The organism is Streptomyces sp. NPDC093260, from assembly GCF_040683715.1.
GTDB classification, from domain to species: Bacteria; Actinomycetota; Actinomycetes; order Streptomycetales; family Streptomycetaceae; genus Streptomyces; species Streptomyces sennicomposti.
The window spans coordinates 19,130-40,573 of record NZ_JBFBEK010000005.1 but is presented as its reverse complement, the minus strand read 5'-3'; the positions used below and the strand labels follow the sequence as shown (position 1 = coordinate 40,573).

Sequence of the window (21,444 nt, the reverse complement as noted above, 5' to 3'; positions counted from 1 at the left end):
CCCGGAACCGGCCCCGGCACAGGCCGGAGGAACTTGCTCGCCAACTCCCCTCCGATGTTCACTCCTTCGGGTGGCCGGTCGGATGATGCGGGACCACTGCCCACCGGCACTGGGAGGGTCGGAAACCGACGCAGGTCCCCCGCACGCGCGACAGCGCAGGCCGGGGAGGGTGCGCGCACCCGTCGTACCAGCTGACGGAGCGCCACCCGGGCCCATGAGTACACGAGTACAGGAATGCGAGCACCGGTGCAGAAGAAGCGGCCTCGGCGCACAGGCAAGCAGACGGCCACCGCGGGCGGACCGGCACAGCCGCCCGGCACGCCCCCCGTGGCTTCCGCCGCCCCCGCCGCCCCCGCCGTCCCGGTCGGCAAGGGCCGCCCCACGCATGTGCGCAACCGGCTCATCGCCGCGGTCGCCGTCGTGACCGCCGCCGTCGCCGCGGCCGGCGCGCCCTCCGTGATCGCCGCCTCCGGGCAGCTGAGCGACTCCCAGGACCTGGTGACCCTCGCCGGGCGCACCCAGGACGCCCTCGTCCTGGCCCACTCGCTCGCCGACGAACGCGACGAGGTCACCTCCTACGTCGCCGCCGGCCGACCCAAGTCCAAGGCGCCCTCCGAGCAGCGCAGCACCCGCGTGGACCGCCAGGTCGACGAGCTGCGTACCGACCCGGACATCCCCTCCTGGCTGCGCAGCGACCTGAACGGCGTCGCCGCCGTGCGCCGCTCGGCGCTCACCGGGCAGACCGGCGCCCTCCAGGTCCACCAGGAGTACTCCGCCACCATCGCGGAACTCCACAAGCTCGCCGAACAGCTGGCCGACCAGATGCCCGCCCGGGCCGGTTCCGGCGCGCACGCGCTCGCCGAGCTGGACACCGCCGTCCAGCAGGCCGCCGCCGCCCGTGGACTGCTGCTGGCCGCCCTGAACGTGCCGCACTCCGCGCGCTCCGTCTACGACCCCCTCACCGGGCTGACGACGCGCGAGCCCACCTCCTCGGCCGCCGGCGCCAAGCAGCGCGACGCCCTCAGCGCCGCCGCCCAGCAGGCCCGGGTGCGCTCGGACGCCGCCCTCGCGGAGTTCCGCGACACCGCGCCCGGGACGGCCCGCGACTCCTACGACTCCACGGTCACCGGAGCCGAGGCGAAGAGCGGCGAGGACTATCTGAAGAAGCTCACCGCGCAGCCGACGCTCGACGGCGACGACCTCGACACCGACGCCGGGAAGGCGGACGCCGCGCTCAGCGCCCGCGTCGACCTGATGCGCGGCGCGGAGTCCTCCCTCTACGACCACCGCACCAAGGACCTGGAGGCCCTGCGCGACGACGACGTCACCGCGCTGGAGATCCGCGTCGCCCTGCTCGGCGCGCTGCTGCTGCTCACCATCGGCGTCGCCACCGCCCTCGCCCGCACCCTCACCCGCCCGCTCGCCGTGCTCCGGCTCGGGTCGGCCCGGCTGGCCGGCGCCGAGGACGCGACGGCCGAGGAGGCCATCCGGTTCACCGGCCGCAACGACGAGTTCGCCCAGGTCGTCCGCTCCGTCAACGCCCTGCACGCCCGGGCCGCCGCGCTCGCCGAGCGGATCGCCACCCTGGAGACCGACCGCAAGCACCTCATCGGCCAGCGGCAGAAGATGGCCGACGCCCGCGAGGAACTGCGCGCCGAACTCGACGCCGCCGCCACCCAGGTGGAGCGGCTGCGCACCGGCATCGGCTCCACCTTCGTCAACCTGGCCCTGCGCACCCTCGGCCTGGTCGAACGTCAGCTCGCCGTCATCGAGGGCCTGGAGGAGCGCGAGCAGGACCCCGACCGGCTCGCCACCCTCTTCAAGCTCGACCACTTCGCCACCGTCATGCGCCGGCACAGCGAGAACCTCCTCGTGCTGGCCGGCTCCGAGCACGTCCAGCAGCACGCCGGTCCGGTGCCGCTGGTGGACGTGGTGCGGGCCGCGGTCAGCGAGATCGAGCGGTACGAGCGGGTGCGGATCGCGGCGCTGCCGCCGCACGCCCATGTGGCCGGGTTCGCCGCGGACGACCTCTCCCACCTGCTGGCCGAGCTGATGGAGAACGCCACCTCGTTCTCCCCGCCCGACCAGCCCGTCGAGGTCTCCGGCTGGCTCCTGGAGAACGGCGAGATCATGCTCTCCGTCCAGGACGAGGGCATCGGCATGGCCGCCGAGCGGCTGAGCCGGCTCAACGCCCGCCTCGCCGACTTCGACCCCGAGGCCGCCTACGACCACGAGAGCGAGGACGGCCTCGGCCTCGGCCTGTACGTGGTGGCCCGTCTCGCCCACCGGCACGGCGCACGGGTGCGGCTGAGGGAGCAGAAGCAGGGCGGGATCGCGGCGGTCGTCGTCGTGCCCCAGCCGCTGCTGGCGTCCGCGCCGGCCGCCGCGGTGCCGACGGCCGGACCGTCCCTCACCACCACCGGCACCGTCTCGCTGCCCGGCGCGGACGCCGAGGCCAACTCCAACGTCCTGCACGCCCGCACCAAGGACGGCGACCCCCTCGTCCAGCAGGCCGAGGCCGCCGTACGGCGGTCGGAGGCGGCGAAGGGCACGCCGCCGCCGGCGGACTCCGCCGCCGGCGCACCCGCGCAGCCCCCGGCCGACACGGGTACGCCCGCCCCCGCGCAGGCCCCGGCCGGTGCGCGCACGCCCACGTCCGCGCCCCCGGAGTCCCCCGCGGAGACGACGATGGAGCTGCTGCTCCCGTCGCCGGCCCCGACCTCGGAGCACGGCGGCACCGGAGCACACACCGCGTCCGGCTCCGCCCCGTCGCACCCGGCCCCGGACGGCACCTCCGCCGAGGCGCACCCCGCGCCGGGGGCGTTCCCCGCGCAGTCGCGTCCGGCGTCCCCGGCGTCCGACGAGGCCGGGACGGGGCCGCGCGCCGCGGACGACGCGAGCGAGCCCGAGTCGCACACCGCGCCCGCCCCCGGCGACCCCGCACCGCGCCCCGCGCGGGAGCGGACCGGGCCCGCGGGCGACGGGCACGCGTCCGCGCCGTACGCCGCCGGGACGGCCCCCGTACGGCCGCGCTCCGAGGACGCGGAGAACAGGCTTTCGGCCGACGGCGGAGCCGACGCCGCCGACGTGCACGAACGCGCCGAGGAAGACCAGCTCACCGCCAAGGGTCTCCCCAAGCGCACCCCCAGAATCAGCACCCCCACCCAGGCCCCGCGCCAGCGCACCGGATCCGTGGACGCCGACGCCCTCCGCCGCCGCCTGGGCGGATTCCGCAGGGGCGCCCTGGCGGGCCAGCGGGACGTACAGGCGGAGATCGCCGAGCGGACGGGCCAGAACCGGCGGCCGGACCCGGCGGCCACCCGCGCGCACGCCGAGGAATCCACGGGGGGCACCGTCGAGGAGGCAAGCAGTTGACCGCTCCCAGCACCTTCGGACTGAGCCGAGAGGCACGCAACCTGCACTGGCTGCTGACCAACCTCGTCGAGGAGGTCCCCGGCATCGAATCGGTCGCCGTGGTCTCCTCCGACGGCCTTCTGCTGCTCTCCTCCGACCAGGACCGCAACGAGGCGGCCCGCCGCTCGCCCGCCGCGCCCCGGACCGGCCCGCGCGGCTCCGCCGCCGACCTCGCCACCGTCGTCTCGGGCATCGGCAGCCTCACCGTCGGCGCCGCCAAGCTGATGGACGGCGGCGCGGTCAAGCACACCATGGTCGCGATGGACGAGGGCAGCCTGTTCGTGATGTCGATCAGCGACGGCTCGCTGCTCGGCGTGCACGGTTCCGCGGAGTGCGACATGAGCGTGGTGGCCTACCACATGGCGCTCTTCGTCGGCCGCGCCGGCCACGTCCTGACCCCCGAACTCCGCAGCGAGCTGCGGAAATCCCTGGAGTCCGAGTCGGCCGGGAGCCTGCGATGAGCCATGCCATGAGCAGTCCGATGGGCGGCGTGCCCCGGCAGTACGCGCCCAAACAGCAGCTCCCGGTGCGCGGCGGCGACCGCAGGCCCGCCCGCGTGCGCCCCTACTCCCTGACCGGCGGCCGCACCCGTTTCGGCCACGTCCTCCTGGTGGAGACGTTCGTGGCGAGCACGGCCGCGCTGGAGGCGGGGGAGGAGCGCCGGGAGCTGGGCAACGGACCGCTCACCACCCGGGTGATGCCCGAGATGCGGGCCATCGTCGAACTGTGCCGCCGGATGCGGACGGTGGCCGAGATCGCCGCGCTGCTGAAGATGCCGCTCGGTGTGGTCCGCGTGCTCCTGAGCGACCTCGCGGACCAGGGAAAGATCCGTGTGTACGGAACCGGAACCGGTCACGGCACCGGCCGTCCGGACCGCGCTCTGCTGGAAAGGGTGCTGAGTGGACTCCGCCGTCTCTGACGCTGCCGCCTTCGCGACCGGCGTCTCCCCGCTCGACGAAACCGACGAGACGCTGCGGCCCTGGCAGACGGACCGCACCCGCGCCCCGATCGCCACGAAGATAGTGGTGGCCGGTGGCTTCGGCGTGGGCAAGACCACGCTGGTGACCACCGTCTCGGAGATCACGCCCCTCCAGACGGAGGCGCTGATGACCGAGGCCAGCGCCGAGACCGACGACCTGACCGCCACGCCCGGCAAGGTCACCACCACCGTCGCCATGGACTTCGGCCGGATCACGCTCGACGACGACCTGGTGCTGTACCTGTTCGGGACGCCCGGCCAGCAGCGGTTCTGGTTCATGTGGGACGACCTGGTGCGCGGCGCGATCGGCGCGGTGGTCCTCGCCGACACGCGCCGGCTGAAGGACTGCTTCCCGGCGCTGGACTACTTCGAGAGCTGCGGGCTGCCGTACGTCGTCGCGGTCAACCACTTCGACGGCAGCGAGCTGTTCGAGCCGGAGGACGTCCGGGAGGCGCTCACGATCCCCGCGCACATACCTGTCATGATCATGGACGCGCGACGCCGGGTCTCGGCCATCGAGACGCTGCTGGCCCTGGTGGGCCACGCACTCGAAGAGACCCCCGAGTAGTCACCGGAGCCCGGCCCCGGAGCCCCCGGGCGCTCCCGGGGCTCCGGACGTGCCGGGCCCGCGAGCCGCTCCCGAGCGGCCGCGAGCCCGGCCGCACGCCGCGCGAGCCGTTCCCAAGCCGTAGGAGGTACCACCGCATGCGCAAGATACTCGTCGTGGGGGCCGGCCAGTCCGGTCTCCAGCTGGCCCTCGGCCTGCAGTCGCACGGCTACGAGGTCACCCTGATGTCCAACCGGACCGCGGACGAGATCCGCTCCGGCCGGGTCATGTCGACGCAGTGCATGTTCCACACCGCGCTCCAGCACGAGCGGGACCTCCAGCTCAACTTCTGGGAGTCCCAGGCGCCGAAGATCGAGGGGCTCGGCGTCTCCGTCGCCGCCCCCGGCTCCTTCGACCCGGGCCCCTCGCAGCGGGCGATCGACTGGGTGGGCCGGCTCGACGGGTACGCGCAGTCGGTGGACCAGCGGGTCAAGATGGCCGGCTGGATGGAGGCGTTCGCGCAGCGCGGCGGCCAGCTCGTCGTGCACGGCGCGGCCGTCGGCGACCTCGACTACTTCTCCCGCGCCTACGACCTCGTCCTCGTCTCGGCCGGCAAGGGCGAACTCGTCTCGATGTTCGAGCGGGACGCCGAGCGGTCCCCGTACAGCGAGCCGCAGCGCGCGCTGGCGGTCGCGTACGTGCACGGGCTCGGGCCGCGCCCCGAGCACCCGGAGTTCGACGCCGTCCGCTGCAACCTCGTGCCCGGCGTCGGCGAACTGTTCGTGATGCCGACGTACACCCTGTCCGGCCGGGCCGACATCCTGTTCTGGGAGGGCATACCCGGCGGCCCGCTCGACGTCTTCAAGGGCGTCAAGGATCCGGCCGAGCACCTCTCCCTGACCCTCGACCTGATGAAGACCTTCCTGCCGTGGGAGTACGCGCGGGCGACGAAGGTGGAGCTGACGGACGCCGGCGGCACGCTCGCCGGCCGCTACGCCCCGACCGTGCGCAAGCCGATCGGGCGGCTGCCCGGCGGCGGCCTGGTCCTCGGCGTCGCGGACGTCGTCGTCGCCAACGACCCGATCACCGGTCAGGGTTCCAACTCGGCGTCCAAGTGCGCCGCCGCCTACCTCGCCTCGATCCTGGAGCACGGCGACCAGCCGTTCGACGAGGAGTGGATGCAGCAGACGTTCGACCGCTACTGGAAGACGGCGCAGCACGTCACCAAGTGGACGAACGCCATGCTCGCCCCGCCGCCGGAGCACGTGCTGAACCTGCTCGGCGCCGCGGGCGAGCTCCAGCCGATCGCCGACCGGTTCGCCAACGGCTTCAACGACCCGGCCGACTTCGAGAACTTCTTCTTCGAGCCGGACAAGGCCGAGGCCTACCTCGGCGAGGTCGCCTCGGCCGGCTCCGCCGCGTAGAACCCGTCGTCCGGCCCGTCCAGTGCGCCCTGCGGGAGCGGCGGTGGCACATACCGCCGCAGGGGCGTGCCGCCCGGGTCGGGCCGCACGGCGCCCAGCACCGGGTTGGCCGCCAGCGGCGACACCTTCACCGCCGCGCCGGGGCGGGGTGCCTGGACGACCAAGCCGTCGCCGAGGTAGAGCGCCACATGCGTGGCCTCGGGGAAGTAGACGACCAGGTCGCCCGGCCGCAGCTCGCTCAACGGCACCCGCTTCAGCCGGGCCCACTGCTCCTGGCTGGTGCGCGGGATCGGGGTCCCGGCCCGCGCCCACGCCTGCGAGGTCAGCCCCGAGCAGTCGTACGCGAGCGGGCCCGCGGCGCCCCACCGGTAGGGCTTGCCGAGCTGCCGCACCGCGTAGCGCACGGCCTCCTCGCCCCGCGCGGTGGGCGGCCGCCCTGTGCCGAGCACGCCCGAGGCGAGGAACCTGCGCTGTGCCTGGACGATCCCGGTCCGCTCGAACTCGGCGAGCGCGGCGAGCTGTCGACTGCTGAGAGAGGCCAGCAGCTTCTCGACGGCGGCCAGCCTCGCCCGCACGTCGTCCCTGGCCCGCTGCTGCCGCCGGGCGATGTCGAGCTGGGCGTCGAGCGCGGCGTGCGCCCGGCGGGCGAGGGCGGCGGCACGCTTCTCGTCGCCGGTCAGCCGCTCCACCGTCCCGGCCCGCTCACGCGCGATCTCCCCGACGACGTGCCCCTGTTGCAGGGCGTGCTGCGGATCGCGGGCCAGCAGCAGCCGCAGGTACGGCGACAGGTCGCCGCTGCCGCCGTCCTGGTACTGCTGCCGGGCCAGCCGCCCGGCCGCCGCCCGGCTCCCGTCCAGCGCCGTGCGCGCCCGTGCGAGCGCCCCGTCCAGCCGCGCGACCTCGGCCCGCTGCCGGTCCAGCGCCACTCCGGCGGCGTCATACCGCTCGGAAGCCTGCTCGGTCTCCCGGTACAACTGCCCGAGCCGTCCGAGCAGCCCGGCCACGGTGGCCGACTGGGCACCACCGCCGACTGCTCCGGCAACGGGCTGCACGCCGGTCGCGGCCTGTACCCCGGTCGTGGGTTGCGCCCCCGGGGTGGGCTGTGGCCGGGACGCGGGCCGCGCTCCGGAGGCGCCCGCCGCCGGGGCCACGGGCTGGGCCCCGGCCAGGGGCGACTGTCCGGCGGGGGATGGCGCCCCTGCCGCGGGCTGTGCTCCCGCCACGGGGGTCTGCCCGGCGGGAGGCGAACCCGCGGGTGCCGGCTGCTGCGGGTGCGCCGCGGCGGGCTGTTTGGTGGTGGGCGTCGGTCGTGTCGTCGGCGGTTGCGCGGGGGCGGGGTGGGTTTCCGGGGCGGGGGCCTGCTCGGTGGGGGCCGTCGGGCGCGCGGTGGGCGGCTGCCCGGCGGCCGCTCCTGCGGGTGCGGGACGCGTCCCCGAGGAGGGGGTCTGCCCGGCGCCGGCTGCCGGCTCTGACGTCTGTGGCCGCCCGGCCGGGGCGTGGGGTGGGGCGGAGGCCTTCCCCGTGCGGGGCGTGGGCCGCGTTCGTGACGCCGTGGGCTGCCCGGCGGGGGCCGTCGGTGCGGCCATGGGGGGATGCCAGGAACCGCCCTTCGGGCCGAGGCCGGTTCCCGGTCCGAGGGCGGGCGGCCTTCCGGGCGCGTGCCGTGCTTCCGGCGCGGGGTGCTTGCCGTCGGCGGGTTGCCGTGCGTTCGCCTGCGGCGCGGCGCCGGCCGAAGTCCCCGCACCGGCCGGAGTACCGGTGATGGCTCGAGTCCCGGCGGCTGGAGCTGGGGCACCCGCCGGAGCCGCTGCGGCCGGGGGAGTGGCGGCGGGCCGCGCCCCGGCAGCGGCCCGGGTCCCCGCATCGGCCGGAGTCCGCGCACCGGACCGAGTCCCCGAGGGCGCCCGCTGCCCGGCCGCGGGCTGTGGCCCGTTCGTGGCCCGTGTGTCGGCCGGCTGGGCCTTCGCCGCGGGCGGACGGCCGGGGACGGCGGCCGGGGCCGCCTGGGCCACGGGTGGGTGGGCCGCGGCCGACGCCGTGGTCAGTGCCGCCTGGGCCGCCATCGCCGCCGTGCACACCAGGCGCGGCAACCTTCCTGACACGTCATCACCTCCGGTGCGGGGCGGCTTCTCCGCCTCACACCGTGAGATTCGACGTATGAACCGACGATGTGTGCCCGCCGTACTCCCTACGGCGCAACATGCTCACCCGCCCGTGTCACCCGGCTTGCCCGCGGGGCCGTTTCCGGGACCATGGCCACTTCAAGCCGCCGTCCCGTTCGCCCTCGGGGTCGTACGCGTACTTCCACCCCCGGTGCAGCCCGAGCCGCCTGCTCTGTGCACGCGGGACCCGGTGGTAGACGAGGACCGTGGGCGGGCCGCCCGCCGGGTCCGGGACCGGGACGCGGTACGTCTTCGGGGGGTGCCCGGTGGGTCCCACCAGCACGGGCAGCACCCGCCCGTCCATGGGGCCGCCCTCGAAAGGGGTGTCTTCGCTCTTCACGGTCCCAGTGTCAGCCATCCGCCGGCGACAGCAGCCGTCCCACCAGCGCGGCGGTCTGCGGATCGCGGTTCGCGGTCACCGACAGCACCGCCACGAACTGCTCCACCAGCCAGTCCCGCAGTTCCGCCAGCGGCGGCTGCTTGCCCTCGTCCAGCCAGATCAGCGAGGCCGCCTCCACCGCCGTGATCCACATCCGCACGGTCATCCGCAGCCGCGGGCCCGGCTCGGTGACCTCCAGATGGCTGAGGATGTGCTCGGCGGCGGCCCGGCGCACCCCGTCCACGATGGCACTGGTGCGGGACGTCTCCACCACGCTGCCACCTTGGAGCAACGCGGTGAACCCGGCGTCGTGGCCGTCCACGAAGGCCAGGTAACGGTCCAGGGCGCGGGAGAGCCGGGGGAGCAGCGGCCCCTCGTGCGGCTCGTCGAAGCAGGTGCGCAGTTCCTCGGCCGCCGAGCGCAGCGCGGCCTCGTACAACTGCTGCTTGCCGCCGGGGAAGTACCGGTACACCAGAGGCCGCGACACCCCGGCCGCCTCCGCCACGTCGTCCAGCGAGACCTCCTCGGGCGCCCGGTGCGCGAAGAGGGACAGCGCGGATTCGAGCAGCTGAGCGCGCCGCTCCTCGACGCTGAGCCTTCGATAGGCGGGGGTGGATGCGGCAGGGCTCATGCTGGGCAGCGTAATCGCTGCCCACCCCGCCCGTCCCCGCCACCGCCCCGCACCCGCCGCGCGACGAAGGCGGGCCGCACGGCGGCGGGCCCCGCCGGCCCGCGGACGCCGTACGGCGGTGGCGGTACGTCCGTATGCGCGCCCAGCACTGCGGTCCCTCCTCCCTCACCGGAGGGAACCCAGGGCCGTATGTCCGTGGGCGGCGGGCCGGACGTACCGCCACAGCCCCGAACCGCAACGCACCCAGGGCGTTCCCGGGGCCGGCGGCGCCCCTACGCCAGCAGCCCCGACGACCGCCACATCCGGCGCCCGACCCCCCGCAGCACCCCGATGTCGTCCAGGAAGTCGGTCAGCCGCTTCGCGCCCGTCTGCATGACCTCACGCCGATGCCCGCTGGCCTTCACCTGCGCCATGGCCTCCCGCTTGTCGAGGCCGACGTTCGTGTACACCTCGGGGTTGACGAAGGCCACCGAGAACACCCGGGCGAACTCTCCGGAGGTCACCCGGGTGAACTCCCGCGACCACCGCGGAGCGGTCAGCATCTGCCGCCGCAGCTCCTCACGGGCGTACCGCACGTGGCGGGCCTCCTCCACGACGTGGATGCGCGTGATCCCGCGGATCAGCGGCTGCACCCGCTCGTCCGGGAAGGTCAGCCGCTGCATCCAGTCGAGGACCTCCTCACCGAGCAGGGTCGCGGTGAAGGACCCGGGCGTGGTGGAGACCGTCTTGAAGAGTCGGCCGAGGTGCTGATGGATCGGGGACACCTGGTACCAGGGCGTGCCGCCGCGGGTGATCATCCGGGCGAACATCTTCGAGTGCCGGCACTCGTCCTCGATCTCGGTCAGCGCGTACCGGACGTGCGCACTGGTCGCCGCCTTGTCGTAGACGTGCCGGACCAGCAGCTGCATCAGGATCAGTTCGAACCAGATGCCGAGCGAGGCGAGCGCGGCGGCCTCGTGCCGGGAGAGCAGCAGCCGCTGCTCCTCGCTCATCTTCTTCCACATCGGCGTGCCGTACAGCGACACCAGCTCGGGGGGCCAGAACCACTTGCCCTCCTCGAAGGGGGCCTCCCAGTCCAGCTCCTCGTCCGGGTCGAAGGAGTGCTTGGCGGACGAGTCCAGCAGCCGCTCGGCCACCTGTTCCCGGTCCTTGAGCAGACCGAGCGCGTCGCGCAGTCCGGCGAGCGCGTCGGCATCCGTCACGGTCGTCATGGGCGTCCCACCTCGTCGTACGGGAGTGTGGCCGGATCGGCTCGTTACCCGGCGGTCAGTTCACGCCTCTTATGAGACTGCCCGTCAGCAAGGCCGTCAATCCCTCCGGCACGACTTGTTGCCCGGGCGGCCCCGTGTGAGCCTGCGGAGTATGGCGACCCACGACCTGTACGCCACAGACCCGGGCGAGCCGCACTGGCGGGTCCCCGCGACCGGCGCGGCCCGCTTCGCCTGGGAGTACGACGACGGCCGCGACCGGCTGCTGGCCCTCTACCAGAAGGGCAAGGACAAGCAGTGGGACGGACAGAAACGCATCGACTGGGACCTGGACGTCGACCCGTACGACCCCCTCGGCACCCCCGAGGAGGCGATGATCCTCCACGGCACGCCGTACTGGTCCAGGATGACCGACCGCGACAAGGGCGAACTGCGCCGGCACTTCGCCGCCTGGCAGTTCAGCCAGTTCCTGCACGGCGAGCAGGGCGCGATGGTCTGCGCGGCGCGCATCGTGGAGTCCGCCCCCGACCTGGACGCCAAGTTCTACTCGGCGACCCAGACGATGGACGAGGCCCGGCACGCCGAGATCTACGCCCGCTTCCTGCACGAGAAGATCGGGCTGCTCTACCCGATCGACGACAACCTCAGGTCGCTGCTCGGGGACACCCTGCGCGACAGCCGCTGGGACATGCCGTACCTCGGTATGCAGGTGCTCATCGAGGGCCTGGCGCTGGCCGCCTTCGGCATGATCCGCGACACCACCCACAAGCCGCTGCCCCAGCAGATCCTCGCCTACGTCATGCAGGACGAGGCCCGGCACGTGGCCTTCGGCCGCATGGCGCTGCGCGACTACTACCAGCAGCTCACCGACGCCGAACTGCGCGAACGCGAGGAGTTCGTCATCGAGGGCTGCCATCTGATGCGCGACCGGCTACGCGGCACGGTGGTCCTGGAGAACTTCGGCATCCCGAGGGCCGAGGCCGACGAACTCAGCGAGCGCTCAGAGTTCCTCCGGCTCTTCCGCAAGCTGCTGTTCAGCCGCATCGTGCCCTGCGTCAAGGACATCGGCCTGTGGGGCAGCCGCCTCCAGCAGGCCTACGTCGACATGGGCGTCCTGGAGCTGGGCGACCGCGACCTGGACCTGCTGATGACCCAGGACGAGGAAGTGGCCGAACGCCTGGACGCGGAGCGCTTCGCCGCGGAGGAACAGGAACGGGCGGCCGAGGTGGAACAGACGATCGAAACAGGCCGCACAGCAAGCGACTGACCCCCGCCCCGCGCGACAGGGCGCCGTGCCCCCACGAGACGGACCGGAAGACGGACCCCGGAGCGGACCACAACACGGACCCCGGAGCGGACCGGACCCCGCAACGAACCCCCGCAGCACTCCACCCTCACACCGCCGGAGGCGAATGCAGCACCGCCTCCATCACCGCCTTGGCGATCGGCGCCGCCGTCCCGCCCCCGCTGATGTCCCCGCGCCGCGCCGAGGCGTCCTCCACCACCACCGCGACCGCCACCCGAGGAGCGAGGTCCTGGTCGCCCTGCGCCCAGGAGACGAACCAGGCGTACGGCGTGCCCCGGTTGCCCACGCCGTGCTGCGCGGTCCCCGTCTTGCCGCCGACCACGGCCCCCGGGATCGCGGCGTTGCGGCCGGTGCCCTCCTCGACCACACCGCACATCAGCTCCCGCAGCCGCTCCGCCGTGGTCGGCCGCATCACCTGCCGCACCGGCCGCGAACCGGCCGCCGACACGGTGGCACCGCCGCGGCGCGTGGTCCGCTCCACCAGATACGGCATCCGCAACTGCCCGTCGTCGGCGACCGCCGCCGCCACCATGGCCATCTGCAACGGCGTGGCCCGCGTGTTGAACTGCCCGATCGAGGACAGCGCGCGCTGCGCCCGGTCCGCCGGCGCGTCGAACGTGCTCGGCGTCACCGAGAACGGGATGCGCAGCTCTCTGTCGTCGAAGCCGAACCCCCGCGCCGCGGTCCGCATGGCGTCGGCGCCCACGTCCACGCCGAGCTTCGCGAAGACCGTGTTGCAGGAGAACTCGAAGGCGTAGCGCAGGGGGGCGTTCTCGCAGCCCTCGCCCTCGTTGACCAGGCGTGCGGTGCTGCCGGGCAGCGGGTACGGGTCCGGCGAGTCGGTCGGCGCGTCGAGGTCGGTCACCAGCCCCGCGTCCAGCGCCGCCGCCGCGGTGACCACCTTGAAGGTCGAGCCCGGCGGATACGTCTGGCGCACCGCCCGGTTGAGCATCGGCTGCTCGGGATCGTCGTTCAGGCGCGCCCAGGCGGCGGCCACCGCCGGGCCGTTGCCGGACAGCTCCGCCGGGTCGTACGAAGGGGTGGACACCAGGGCGAGGACGCGGCCGGTGGCCGGCTCGATCGCCGCGACCGCGCCCTTGCGCGCACCCAGCCCGTCGAACGCGGCCCGCTGCGCCGCCGCGTTCAGGGTCGTCACGACGTTGCCGCCGGGCGCCTGGGCGCGGGTGAAGTCGTTCCACGGCCGGAACCCGGCCAGCATCGGATCGGTGCCCGACAGCACCTGGTCCTCGGCGTGCTCCAGGAACGTCGTTCCGTAACGCTGCGAGGCGAAGCCGGTGACGGGAGCGTACAGCGGGCCGTCGGCGTAGGTGCGTTCGTAGCGCAGTTGCTCGCCGGTGTCCCGGGACCCGGTCACCGGCCGGCCGCCGACCAGGATCTGGCCGCGCGGCTGCTCGTAACGGGCGATGGCGGTGCGGCGGTTGGCGGGGTTGCCGGCGTAGGAGGGGCTCAGGACGAGCTGGAGCCAGGCGGTGTGGACCAGCAGCGCGACCAGCAGCAGCACACAGAAGCCGGCGGCATGCCGAACGCACCGGGTCACCGGAACCACCCTCCACCGGTGCGGGCGCGTCCCGCGCTCCCCGCCCCGCCCCGCCCACGCCCCGTCTCCGTACGGCGGCTCACGGCGGCGCCGTCCCGTCGTACTGGCGGCGGGCCGCATGGCTGACGCGGATCAGCAGGGCGACGATCGCCCAGTTGGTGACGACCGAGGAGCCGCCCTGCGCGAGGAACGGCATCGCCATGCCGGTCAGCGGGATCAGCCCGGTCACCCCGCCCGCGATCACGAACACCTGGAGCGCCAGCAGCGAGGCCAGCCCGACCGCAAGCAGCCGCCCGAACGGGTCGCGCAGCGCGAGGCCCGCCCGGTAGCCGCGCTCGACCAGCAGCGCGTACAGCAGGAACACCGCCGACAGCCCGGCCAGCCCCAGCTCCTCCCCGGCGGTGGCCAGGATGAAGTCGGACTTGGCGGCGAAGCCGACCAGGATCGAGTGTCCCGCCCCCAGCCCCGCGCCGAGCAGCCCGCCGGCCGCGAACGAGAAGAGCGACTGGGCGACCTGGCCGGGCCCCCGCCCCGCCTCGATGGTCGCGAACGGGTGCAGCCACTCCTGCACCCGGCCGTGCACATGCGGCTCCAGCCGCCCCACGCCGACCGCGCCGGCCACCGCGAGCAGCAGCCCGACCGCGATCCAGCCGGTGCGCCCGGTGGCCACGTACAGCAGGACGACGAACAGTCCGAAGAACAGCAGCGAGGTCCCGAGGTCCCGTTCCAGCACCAGCACCCCGACGCTCAGCAGCCAGATCGCGGCGACCGGCCCGAGCACCCGCCCGGTGGGCAGCTGGAGCCGCCACACCCGGCGTCCGGTGCAGGCGAGCGCGCTGCGGTTCGCGGCGAGGTACGCGGCGAAGAACACCGCCAGCAGCACCTTGGCGAACTCGCCCGGCTGGAGGGAGAACGCCCCGAACCGCACCCAGATCCGGGCGCCGTTGACGGGTGGGAAGAGGATGGGCAGCGTGAGCAGGGCGAGCGCGGCGACGACGCAGACGTAGGAGTAGCGCTGGAGCCAGCGGTGGTCGCGCAGGACCAGCACCACCAGGATGAACAGGGCGACCCCCAGGGTGGACCACACCAGCTGCGCCGGAGCGGCCCGCTCGCCCGGCGTCTCCAGGTCGAGCCGGTAGATCAGCACCAGGCCGAGCCCGTTGAGCAGTACGCCGATCGGCAGCAGGAGCGGGTCGGCGTACGGCGCCCGCAGCCGCACCGCGCCGTGCGCGAGCAGCGCGAGCACACCTAGCCCGGCGCCGTAGCCGGCGGCGCCGGGCGGCAGGGCGCCGTACTTCGTCAGGCCGACGGCGCAGTAGCCGTACACGGACAGCAGGACGGCGACGACGATCAGGGCGAGTTCGACCCCGCGCCGCCGGGGGAGCAGGGCGGCGGCCGCCGGGGCGGGGGGAGCGGCGTCCGCGAGGACGGCCGCCGTGACCGCGGCGGCCCGGAGGGCGCCGGACGGCGTGGGGGTGCGGGACGGCGTGGGGGTGCGGGTGGGGCCGGTCGTCCCGTGGGGCACCGGCGTCCGGGCCGGGCCGGTGGGTCCGGTGTGCCCGGGGGTTCCGGGCGTGCGGACGGTGCCGGACCTCCCACTCGGGCCGGTGGGTCCGGCGACTCCGGGAACCTCGGTCGGGCCGGCGGCTCCGGCGGTCCCGGGCAGCCCGGCCGGGCCGGCGGCTCCGGTGGGTCCGGCCCCGGTCATGGCCGGGACCTGCCGGAGGCGGCCGCCCCGCCCGTCGCGTGGATCAGCACCAGCGCGGCGCGGGCCCGATGTTGTCGATGTAGCGGGCCGCGCCCCACGCCCAGGTGCCGTCCGCGAGCAGATACCAGATGTTGTTGCCCTGCACGTTCTGGCCGGGCGTCTTGCAGTAGATCCAGACGTCCTCGCCCTGCCGCGCGACCCGCAGCACCCGGCTGCCCCGGTCCGGACGGGAGTGCAGGGCCAGACCGCCGCGGGCGGTGACGCGACCCCGGTAGAAGCGAGTGCCGGACGAGGCGGGGTCGGCGGGGGCCGCGGGAGCGGCCGGGCTCGCGGAGGCGGCGGGTGAGGAGGGAGTGGCGGGCGAGGACGACGTGGCGGGGGCGGTGGCCTGCGGGCTCGCCGCCGCACTCTGCGAGTCCGTGTTCGCGCCGGTCGTGCCGGGGGTGGCGGAGCCCTCGTCGGCGTCGGCCGGTGCGGCGGGGGCCGCTGGGGTGGCCGGGATGCTGCTCGCGGTCGGCGTGGCCTTGCCGGCGGCCGGGCCCCCGGCCGGGGCGGGACCCGAGGCGCCGCCCCGGCCGGCGTCGGCGACGGCGGGCACGACGGCCGCCGCGGCCGCCAGGGCTCCGGCCGCCGCCGCCACGGCCAGCCGGGTGAGGGGAGAACGCAGGTACATGAAGAACCTCCACCTGAGGTGGCGAAGCCCGCCGTAAGCGGACGAATCTGACTAAACGCCACATTAGGAGGGCCACCCCCGCGATGCCCGCCGCACAGCGCCGACGGGGCCGCGCGTCCCCACGTGAGGAGGCGTCAGGGGACCGTCAGGAGAGTGACGGAGAAAGGAGGAGCCGCCGGGGACCCACGCCCCCGGCCGCCCCTGCCGCAGGACGGGACGGCGAGAGCCGGCGTCCTCGGCCGTCACCCTCGCGGGGTGGGTCGGTGAGGACTCGCGTTCCTGGCTGTGGTGCTCGCGGGGTGGGCTGGCGAGGATCCGCGTTCCCTGCTGTGGTGCTCGCGGGGTGGGCTGGCGAGGATCCGCGTTCCCGGCTGTGGTGCTCGCGGGGTGGGTCGGTGAGGACTCGCGTTCCTGGCTGTCGTGCTCGCGGGGTGGGCTGGCGAGGATCCGCGTTCCCGGCTGTGGTGCTCGCGGGGTGGGCTGGCGAGGATCCGCGTTCCCGGCTGTCGTGCTCGCGGGATGGGTCGGTGAGGACTCGCGTTCCCGGCCGTCACCCTCGCAGGGTGGGTTGGCGAGGGCCCGTGTCCTCCGGTGTCCCGACGTCCGGCGGGCGCTGAGGCAGCGTCAGGGACGCCACGGCCCCGCCGTCCGGTGCGTTGGCGAAGTCCAGCCGGGCGCCCAGCACCTCCGCCTGGCCCAGGGCGATGGTCAGTCCCAGCCCGTGCCCGGTGGCGCCGCCCTCGGTGCGGAACCGCTGCGGTCCGTGCGCGAGCAGGTACTCCGGATAGCCGTCGCCGTGGTCGCGCACGCTGACCACCGGCCCGTCCACGGTCAGCACCACCGGCGCCCGCCCGTGCCGCAGCGCATTGGCCACGAGGTTGCCGAGCACCCGCTCCAGCCGCCGCCGGTCGGTCTCCACGTACGCGTCCCGCACCACCTCGACCCGGGTGCCGTCGCCCGCACCGCCGCCCGCCGCGCGCACCACCCGTTCGGCCACCGCGCTCAGGTGCTCGGCGTCCAGGTCGAGCCGTTCCCGCCCGGTGTCCAGGCGGGAGATCTCCAGCAGGTCCTCGGTGAGGGTGCGCAGCGCGGCCACCCGGTCGCGCACCAGCTCGGTCGGGCGGCCCGGCGGCAGCAGCTCGGCCGCCGCGTGCAGTCCGGTCAACGGGGTGCGCAGCTCGTGCGCCACGTCCGCGGTGAACCGCTGCTCGGCCAGCAGTTTGCTCTGCAACGAGGACGCCATCGAGTCCAGTGCGGCGGCGACCGCGGCCACCTCGTCCTGCGGGCGGGAACGGTCCCGGGTCAGGGGGTCGTCGACGCGGGCGTCCAGGTCGCCCGCGGTGATCCGCCGGGCCACCCGCGCCGTGGCGTGCAGTCGCCGCGTCACCCGGGTCACCGCGAACGCGCCGACCAGCAGTGTCGCCCCGATCGCCAGCAGCGAGGACCACAGGATGGCCCCGTCCAGGCCGGCGATGGTGCGTGCCTGCTGCGAGTAGTCGACCTCGACGGCGAGCGTCCGGCCGTGGTCGGCGGGCCCGGCCGCCCACATGGTGGGCCGCCCGTGGTGCCGGCCGACCATCGTGCCGCGCTGTCCCCGCGCGGCCAGCCGGCGCAGCGGCTCGGGCAGCCCCGTCGGGTCCACGCCCGCGCCGGGCAGCAGCGTGTCGCCGTTCTCGAACGCGCTCGTCGCGTCCTTCAGCCGGGACAGCGCGAGCGTGCGGGCCTGGCCGACGGTCTGGTCGGTCACCGAGACGTGCACGAGGATGCCGAGCAGCGCGGCGAGCGCGCAGCACATCACCGTGATGAAGGCCGCGGACTTCATGGCGAGGGTCCCGGTCCACCCGGGCAGCGGAACCCTCATCCGGCGCTCTCGGCGGACGCGCCTGACGCGCCCGGCGCGCCCGGAGGCGTCGGATCGGAGGGCGTGAGGTCCGGGGTGGGCGTCGGGCGGGGTACCGGCGAGGGCTTGGCGGTGGCCGCCGGGGTGTGCGCCCGGGTGGGCTTGCGCCGCCCGGTGCGCAGGAACTCGTCGCGGGAGAACACCATCGCCCGCTGGTCCGCGTCCCAGGACCAGGTGGTGCGGTACTCGTATCCGGCGATCCCGGCCGGCGAACGGATGATCACCGCTCGCCCGGCCAGCTCCACGCCGATGACCGCGTCGTCGTTGGCGAACACCTGGACGAGCTTGGAGCCCTCGAAGGTGTAGACGCGTACGGCGGTCTGGTTGGTGGGATACAGCCGGAAGCCGAGCGTCATGTCGTCGCGCCCGTCCCCGGTCAGATCGCGGAAGTACGGCTTCATGACGGGGCACCGCCGCCCCGCTTCCCCGGCCTTGCCGCAGTCCGCCAACCGGGTCGCGGCCTCGCGGTAGGGGGCCTTGGCGGCCGTGTAGTCGGCCGGATGCGCGGCGACCTCGGCCCGTACGACGGCCACCGGGTCGACCTTGCGGATGTCGTTCCCGGGGGCCGTGACGCCCTTCACCGTCTCGATCTGGACCTCGTCGTAGGGCCACGCCGGGCTGGCGGCGGGGCGCAGCGTGGGCCAGAGCCGGGCCGGGCTGATCGCGGTCGGCGTGCCGCCGGCCGACTCCAGGCCGCCCGCGTCGCCGCACGCCGCCGCCGTGCCCAGCAGCAGGGCGACGAGGGCGGTGACCAGGGCGGGACGGCGGCTGCGGATGACTGCTCTCCGATGGGTGACGGTCGGCGGGGGCGGGCGGGGCGCGTACACCTTATTCGTACGGAAGTCCTTTTTGTGCGGGTGGCGCCGCCTTCGCCGCCCCATGCAGCGTACGCAGGATGACGAAACGATTATTCGGCCAGTTCCTCCAGCAGCCGGACCGTGCTGAGACCCGCGCGCAGATAGTCCACGAACAGCTCGTTGTGCAGGGCCCAGGGGGAGCGGCGGGCGCGGATCAGCCGGATCGCCTCGTCGGCGGAACACCCCCGGTGCACCAAGGCGTGCGCCACGACCAGCCCGGACCGGTTGTAGCCGGACCAGCAGCGGACCAGGACCCGCCGTCCCGCGTCCAGCGCGTCGCCGGCGGCCTCGGCCAGCCGGATCACCCCGGCCAGCTGCGTCCCGTCCAGCGGACCGTCGGGAATCGGCCACACCTGGTGCTCGACACCCGGGTCGGGGCCGTGCCCCGGCAGCCTCAGCAGGGTCTGCACGAGATCGAACTCGTCGTGCACGACGACGGTCTCCCGCTGCCCGGAACGGGTGCGCACCTCGTGCCCGCCCATCCACAGCCCGGGCACGATCTCGCTCCACGGGCTGTCCGGGGCCGGTACGTCGGGCTGCTTCCCGCGGGTCCGCACCGGCGCCTCCCCCACTCCGCTCCCCACCGCTCCTCAACGGTAGCCGCCTTCTTGCCCCGGGAGCACCCCGCCTGTTCCCATGGTCGTAGGGGTGATGGTGCATGAGCGGATCACGTCGACGACCCGGAACGACCGGCCCGGACGGCCTGCGCGTCATACCGGGCCGGCTCCACGGCCAGGAGCGGCTCCACGTCTGCCGCCCGGACGGACGGAGCGTTGCCTGGTACGACCGCGAGGCGGCCCGCGTCTACGTCCTCAGCGAGTCCGACCGCGAGGACGTGCTCCAGGCCCTCGACCCTTTCCTCGCCGGCCCGGTCGCGGTCGGCCCGCCGCCGGTGCCCACCGCCGCCGACCTCGCCCGGCTGAGCCTGCACCCGGACGACGACCTCGCGCCGAACCGCCCGGGCGAGGCGCTGCTGATCGCCCTCGACCGCGACCCGGCCCCCGTACACCGGCTGCGCCCGGACCCGCGCCGCCGGGCGCTCACCGCCGAGCAGACCGTCGGCGAGGCCCTCGACCGGCTCGACGGCGCCGGCTGGCGCACCCTGCACTCGATCCCGCTGCCCGGCGGCGACCGCGTCCACCACCTGGCGATCGGGCCGGGCGGCCTGTTCGCCGTGCACAGCGTGTACGCCCGTAAGCAGCGGGTGCGGATCGCCGACCCGGCGGTCACGCTGGGGCGGCGCGCCCCGGAACCCCTGCTGCGGCGGCTGCGCGCCCTCGCCGACCGCGCGTCCTACGCCCTCACTGCCGAGGTCCGCCCCCTCCTGGCCCTCACCGACCCCGCGGACCTCAGCATCGCCACCCCGCCGAGGGCCCTGCGCATCCTCACCGCCGAGGCCCTCCCCACCCTGGCGAGACTCGGCGGCACCCTGAAACCCACGGACGTAGAAGCCCTGCACGCCATGGCGAGAGACAGAAGAACGTGGGAGAGGGTGTGAGCCCGGCGCGTCCTTCCACCCGGCCGGGCACCCCCGCCGCCTCCCTCTCACGTGGCTGCGGGCGCGCGTGCCGTCTCCTCCGCACCCAGCCGCGGGCAATCGTGCCTCCCCGGTGCCAGTGCCTCGAGGGCCTGGGAGGTGCCCCCGGCACGGCACGGGTGGGCCGGGGGTCCTCCCTGCTCGAAGAGCTCGGGGAAGGAGGCGACCCTCAAGCGTGGGCGAGCGCCCCGACCCCAGGACCACCGCGACGCCGTGGCCCTGAACCGCACGGCCCCACCGACCCCGCCCCGGCTCAGGGCAACTCCGCCGCCCCGGAGACATCCAGCACCGCCGCCATCAGATCCCCCGCCTCCCGCACCCGCCCCATCACGTCCTCCGCACGGAACTCCAGCCCGTCCGCACCCTCACACCCCGCGACCTCCTCCCACGTGACCGGCGCCGACACCGTCGGCACCTCCCGCGCCCGCAACGTATAGGGCGCCGCGGTCGTCTTCCGCGCGGCGTTCTGGCTCCAGTCCACGAACACCTTCCCCGGCCGCAGACTCCGGGTCATCCGGTGCAGCACCAGCTCCGGCATCGCCTTCTCCGCCTCCACCGCCAGCCCCTTCGCGTACTCCGAGGCCCGCTCGCTGGAAGCCCCCCGCACCGCAGCCACCAGATGCAGCCCCTTGGACCCGGACGTCTTCGCCCACGCCGAGATCCCGTCCGCGGCCAGGCGCTCGCGCAGCCAGAGCGCCACCCGGCAGCACTCCGCCACCGTCGCCGGCGCCCCCGGATCGAGGTCGAACACCAGCCGGTCCGCCTCCCCGGGCGCCTGGACCACCCACTGCGGGGTGTGGAACTCGGTCACCAGGTTCGCCGCCCACATCAGACTCGCCAGGTCCTGCACCACCACCATCCGCGCCGCCCCCGCCGACCGCGGCACCTCCGCCGTCGTAACCCACTCGGGCGTACCCGGCGGCACGTTCTTGACGAAGAAGCGCTCCCCGTCCGCCCCGTCCGGATACCGCAGGAAGGACAGCGGCCGGTCCCGCAGATGGGGGAGCAGCACATCGGCGACGGTCGCGTAGTAGTGCAGCACCTCGCCCTTGGTGAAACCGGTCGCCGGATACAGCACCTTGTCCAGGTTGCTGAGCGCGACCCGTCGCCCCTCCACCTCCGTGATCGGTGCCATACGATAAGAAAACCACGACAACTGAT

18 protein-coding genes are annotated in these 21,444 nt (G+C 74.5%); 7 read left to right on the top strand and 11 right to left on the bottom strand.

The annotated features are described in order from the left end of the window. The first annotated feature begins 234 nt into the window (after positions 1-234). The 5 genes from AB0N63_RS08160 to AB0N63_RS08140 all read left to right on the top strand — a co-directional run bounded on the left by AB0N63_RS08160 (position 235) and on the right by AB0N63_RS08140 (position 6,364). Positions 235-3,375: a nitrate- and nitrite sensing domain-containing protein gene (locus tag AB0N63_RS08160; protein WP_365525769.1), complete on the top strand. Its 3,141-nt coding sequence runs from the start codon at positions 235-237 to the stop codon at positions 3,373-3,375. Then, positions 3,372-3,875: a roadblock/LC7 domain-containing protein gene (locus tag AB0N63_RS08155; protein ID WP_365525767.1), complete on the top strand. Its 504-nt coding sequence runs from the start codon at positions 3,372-3,374 to the stop codon at positions 3,873-3,875. Before AB0N63_RS08160 ends, AB0N63_RS08155 begins: the two co-directional genes overlap by 4 nt. 8 nt (positions 3,876-3,883) lie before the next feature. Beyond that, complete coding sequence (locus tag AB0N63_RS08150; RefSeq protein ID WP_365525764.1) at positions 3,884-4,333, top strand: DUF742 domain-containing protein; 450 nt, start codon at positions 3,884-3,886, stop codon at positions 4,331-4,333. Continuing rightward, entirely contained in the window at positions 4,314-4,961 is a 648-nt protein-coding gene (locus AB0N63_RS08145) for an ATP/GTP-binding protein (protein WP_365525761.1), read from the top strand. The genes AB0N63_RS08150 and AB0N63_RS08145 overlap by 20 nt, the downstream gene beginning before the upstream one ends. Before the next feature lie 137 nt (positions 4,962-5,098). Continuing rightward, the gene (locus AB0N63_RS08140) at positions 5,099-6,364 is read left to right on the top strand and encodes a styrene monooxygenase/indole monooxygenase family protein (RefSeq protein ID WP_365525759.1); all 1,266 of its coding nucleotides are present in this window, start codon (positions 5,099-5,101) and stop codon (positions 6,362-6,364) included. Here AB0N63_RS08140 and AB0N63_RS08135 read toward each other — a convergent pair. From AB0N63_RS08135 to AB0N63_RS08120, 4 genes are all read right to left on the bottom strand, one after another. Then, the gene (locus AB0N63_RS08135; protein ID WP_365525757.1) at positions 6,325-7,416 is read right to left on the bottom strand and encodes a C40 family peptidase; all 1,092 of its coding nucleotides are present in this window, start codon (positions 7,414-7,416) and stop codon (positions 6,325-6,327) included. The two genes, AB0N63_RS08140 and AB0N63_RS08135, sit on opposite strands and share 40 nt — an antisense overlap. Before the next feature lie 1,165 nt (positions 7,417-8,581). Beyond that, positions 8,582-8,866, bottom strand: a complete 285-nt coding sequence (locus AB0N63_RS08130; RefSeq protein ID WP_365525754.1) for a hypothetical protein — start codon at positions 8,864-8,866, stop codon at positions 8,582-8,584. Between the two features lie 10 nt (positions 8,867-8,876). Beyond that, entirely contained in the window at positions 8,877-9,536 is a 660-nt protein-coding gene (locus AB0N63_RS08125) for a TetR/AcrR family transcriptional regulator (RefSeq protein ID WP_365525752.1), read from the bottom strand. A gap of 272 nt (positions 9,537-9,808) precedes the next feature. Beyond that, positions 9,809-10,747 carry a diiron oxygenase gene (locus tag AB0N63_RS08120; RefSeq protein WP_365525749.1) on the bottom strand — a complete coding sequence of 313 codons (939 nt, stop codon included), beginning with the start codon at positions 10,745-10,747 and terminating at the stop codon, positions 9,809-9,811. Positions 10,748-10,898: 151 nt separating this feature from the next. On the opposite strand from AB0N63_RS08120, the gene AB0N63_RS08115 reads away from it, so the two are divergent. Further along, positions 10,899-12,011 carry a ferritin-like domain-containing protein gene (locus AB0N63_RS08115; RefSeq protein WP_365525746.1) on the top strand — a complete coding sequence of 371 codons (1,113 nt, stop codon included), beginning with the start codon at positions 10,899-10,901 and terminating at the stop codon, positions 12,009-12,011. A 127-nt stretch (positions 12,012-12,138) separates the two neighbouring features. Here the strand turns inward: AB0N63_RS08115 and AB0N63_RS08110 are convergent, their stop codons facing one another. The 6 genes from AB0N63_RS08110 to AB0N63_RS08085 all read right to left on the bottom strand — a co-directional run bounded on the left by AB0N63_RS08110 (position 12,139) and on the right by AB0N63_RS08085 (position 19,303). Then, the gene (locus AB0N63_RS08110) at positions 12,139-13,608 is read right to left on the bottom strand and encodes a penicillin-binding transpeptidase domain-containing protein (RefSeq protein WP_365525744.1); all 1,470 of its coding nucleotides are present in this window, start codon (positions 13,606-13,608) and stop codon (positions 12,139-12,141) included. 79 nt (positions 13,609-13,687) lie between these two features. Beyond that, complete coding sequence (locus AB0N63_RS08105) at positions 13,688-14,995, bottom strand: FtsW/RodA/SpoVE family cell cycle protein (protein ID WP_365526410.1); 1,308 nt, start codon at positions 14,993-14,995, stop codon at positions 13,688-13,690. Between the two features lie 364 nt (positions 14,996-15,359). Further along, the gene (locus AB0N63_RS08100; RefSeq protein WP_365525741.1) at positions 15,360-15,989 is read right to left on the bottom strand and encodes an SH3 domain-containing protein; all 630 of its coding nucleotides are present in this window, start codon (positions 15,987-15,989) and stop codon (positions 15,360-15,362) included. Positions 15,990-16,539: 550 nt separating this feature from the next. Continuing rightward, positions 16,540-17,850: a HAMP domain-containing sensor histidine kinase gene (locus tag AB0N63_RS08095; RefSeq protein ID WP_365525739.1), complete on the bottom strand. Its 1,311-nt coding sequence runs from the start codon at positions 17,848-17,850 to the stop codon at positions 16,540-16,542. Further along, positions 17,847-18,665: a hypothetical protein gene (locus AB0N63_RS08090; RefSeq protein ID WP_365526407.1), complete on the bottom strand. Its 819-nt coding sequence runs from the start codon at positions 18,663-18,665 to the stop codon at positions 17,847-17,849. The genes AB0N63_RS08095 and AB0N63_RS08090 overlap by 4 nt, the downstream gene beginning before the upstream one ends. A gap of 131 nt (positions 18,666-18,796) precedes the next feature. Then, the gene (locus AB0N63_RS08085; protein WP_365525736.1) at positions 18,797-19,303 is read right to left on the bottom strand and encodes a dual specificity protein phosphatase family protein; all 507 of its coding nucleotides are present in this window, start codon (positions 19,301-19,303) and stop codon (positions 18,797-18,799) included. 101 nt (positions 19,304-19,404) lie between these two features. Here AB0N63_RS08085 and AB0N63_RS08080 point away from each other — a divergent pair, with 101 nt between their 5' ends. Continuing rightward, entirely contained in the window at positions 19,405-20,244 is an 840-nt protein-coding gene (locus tag AB0N63_RS08080; RefSeq protein ID WP_365525734.1) for a nuclease-related domain-containing protein, read from the top strand. Between the two features lie 292 nt (positions 20,245-20,536). On the opposite strand, the gene ligD is transcribed toward AB0N63_RS08080, so the two are convergent. Further along, positions 20,537-21,418: a non-homologous end-joining DNA ligase gene (ligD, locus tag AB0N63_RS08075; protein ID WP_365525732.1), complete on the bottom strand. Its 882-nt coding sequence runs from the start codon at positions 21,416-21,418 to the stop codon at positions 20,537-20,539. Positions 21,419-21,444: the final 26 nt, after the last annotated feature.

Bases quoted from the DNA above. Each gene is read 5' to 3' on its own strand.
- AB0N63_RS08095 (WP_365525739.1), bottom strand. From the start codon at position 17,850: ATGAGGGTTCCGCTGCCCGGGTGGACCGGGACCCTCGCCATGAAGTCC.
- AB0N63_RS08160 (WP_365525769.1), top strand. From the start codon at position 235: ATGCGAGCACCGGTGCAGAAGAAGCGGCCTCGGCGCACAGGCAAGCAG.
- AB0N63_RS08080 (WP_365525734.1), top strand. From the start codon at position 19,405: ATGAGCGGATCACGTCGACGACCCGGAACGACCGGCCCGGACGGCCTG.
- AB0N63_RS08150 (WP_365525764.1), top strand. From the start codon at position 3,884: ATGAGCAGTCCGATGGGCGGCGTGCCCCGGCAGTACGCGCCCAAACAG.
- AB0N63_RS08140 (WP_365525759.1), top strand. From the start codon at position 5,099: ATGCGCAAGATACTCGTCGTGGGGGCCGGCCAGTCCGGTCTCCAGCTG.
- AB0N63_RS08120 (WP_365525749.1), bottom strand. From the start codon at position 10,747: ATGACGACCGTGACGGATGCCGACGCGCTCGCCGGACTGCGCGACGCG.
- AB0N63_RS08100 (WP_365525741.1), bottom strand. From the start codon at position 15,989: ATGTACCTGCGTTCTCCCCTCACCCGGCTGGCCGTGGCGGCGGCGGCC.
- AB0N63_RS08115 (WP_365525746.1), top strand. From the start codon at position 10,899: ATGGCGACCCACGACCTGTACGCCACAGACCCGGGCGAGCCGCACTGG.
- ligD (WP_365525732.1), bottom strand. From the start codon at position 21,418: ATGGCACCGATCACGGAGGTGGAGGGGCGACGGGTCGCGCTCAGCAAC.
- AB0N63_RS08125 (WP_365525752.1), bottom strand. From the start codon at position 9,536: ATGAGCCCTGCCGCATCCACCCCCGCCTATCGAAGGCTCAGCGTCGAG.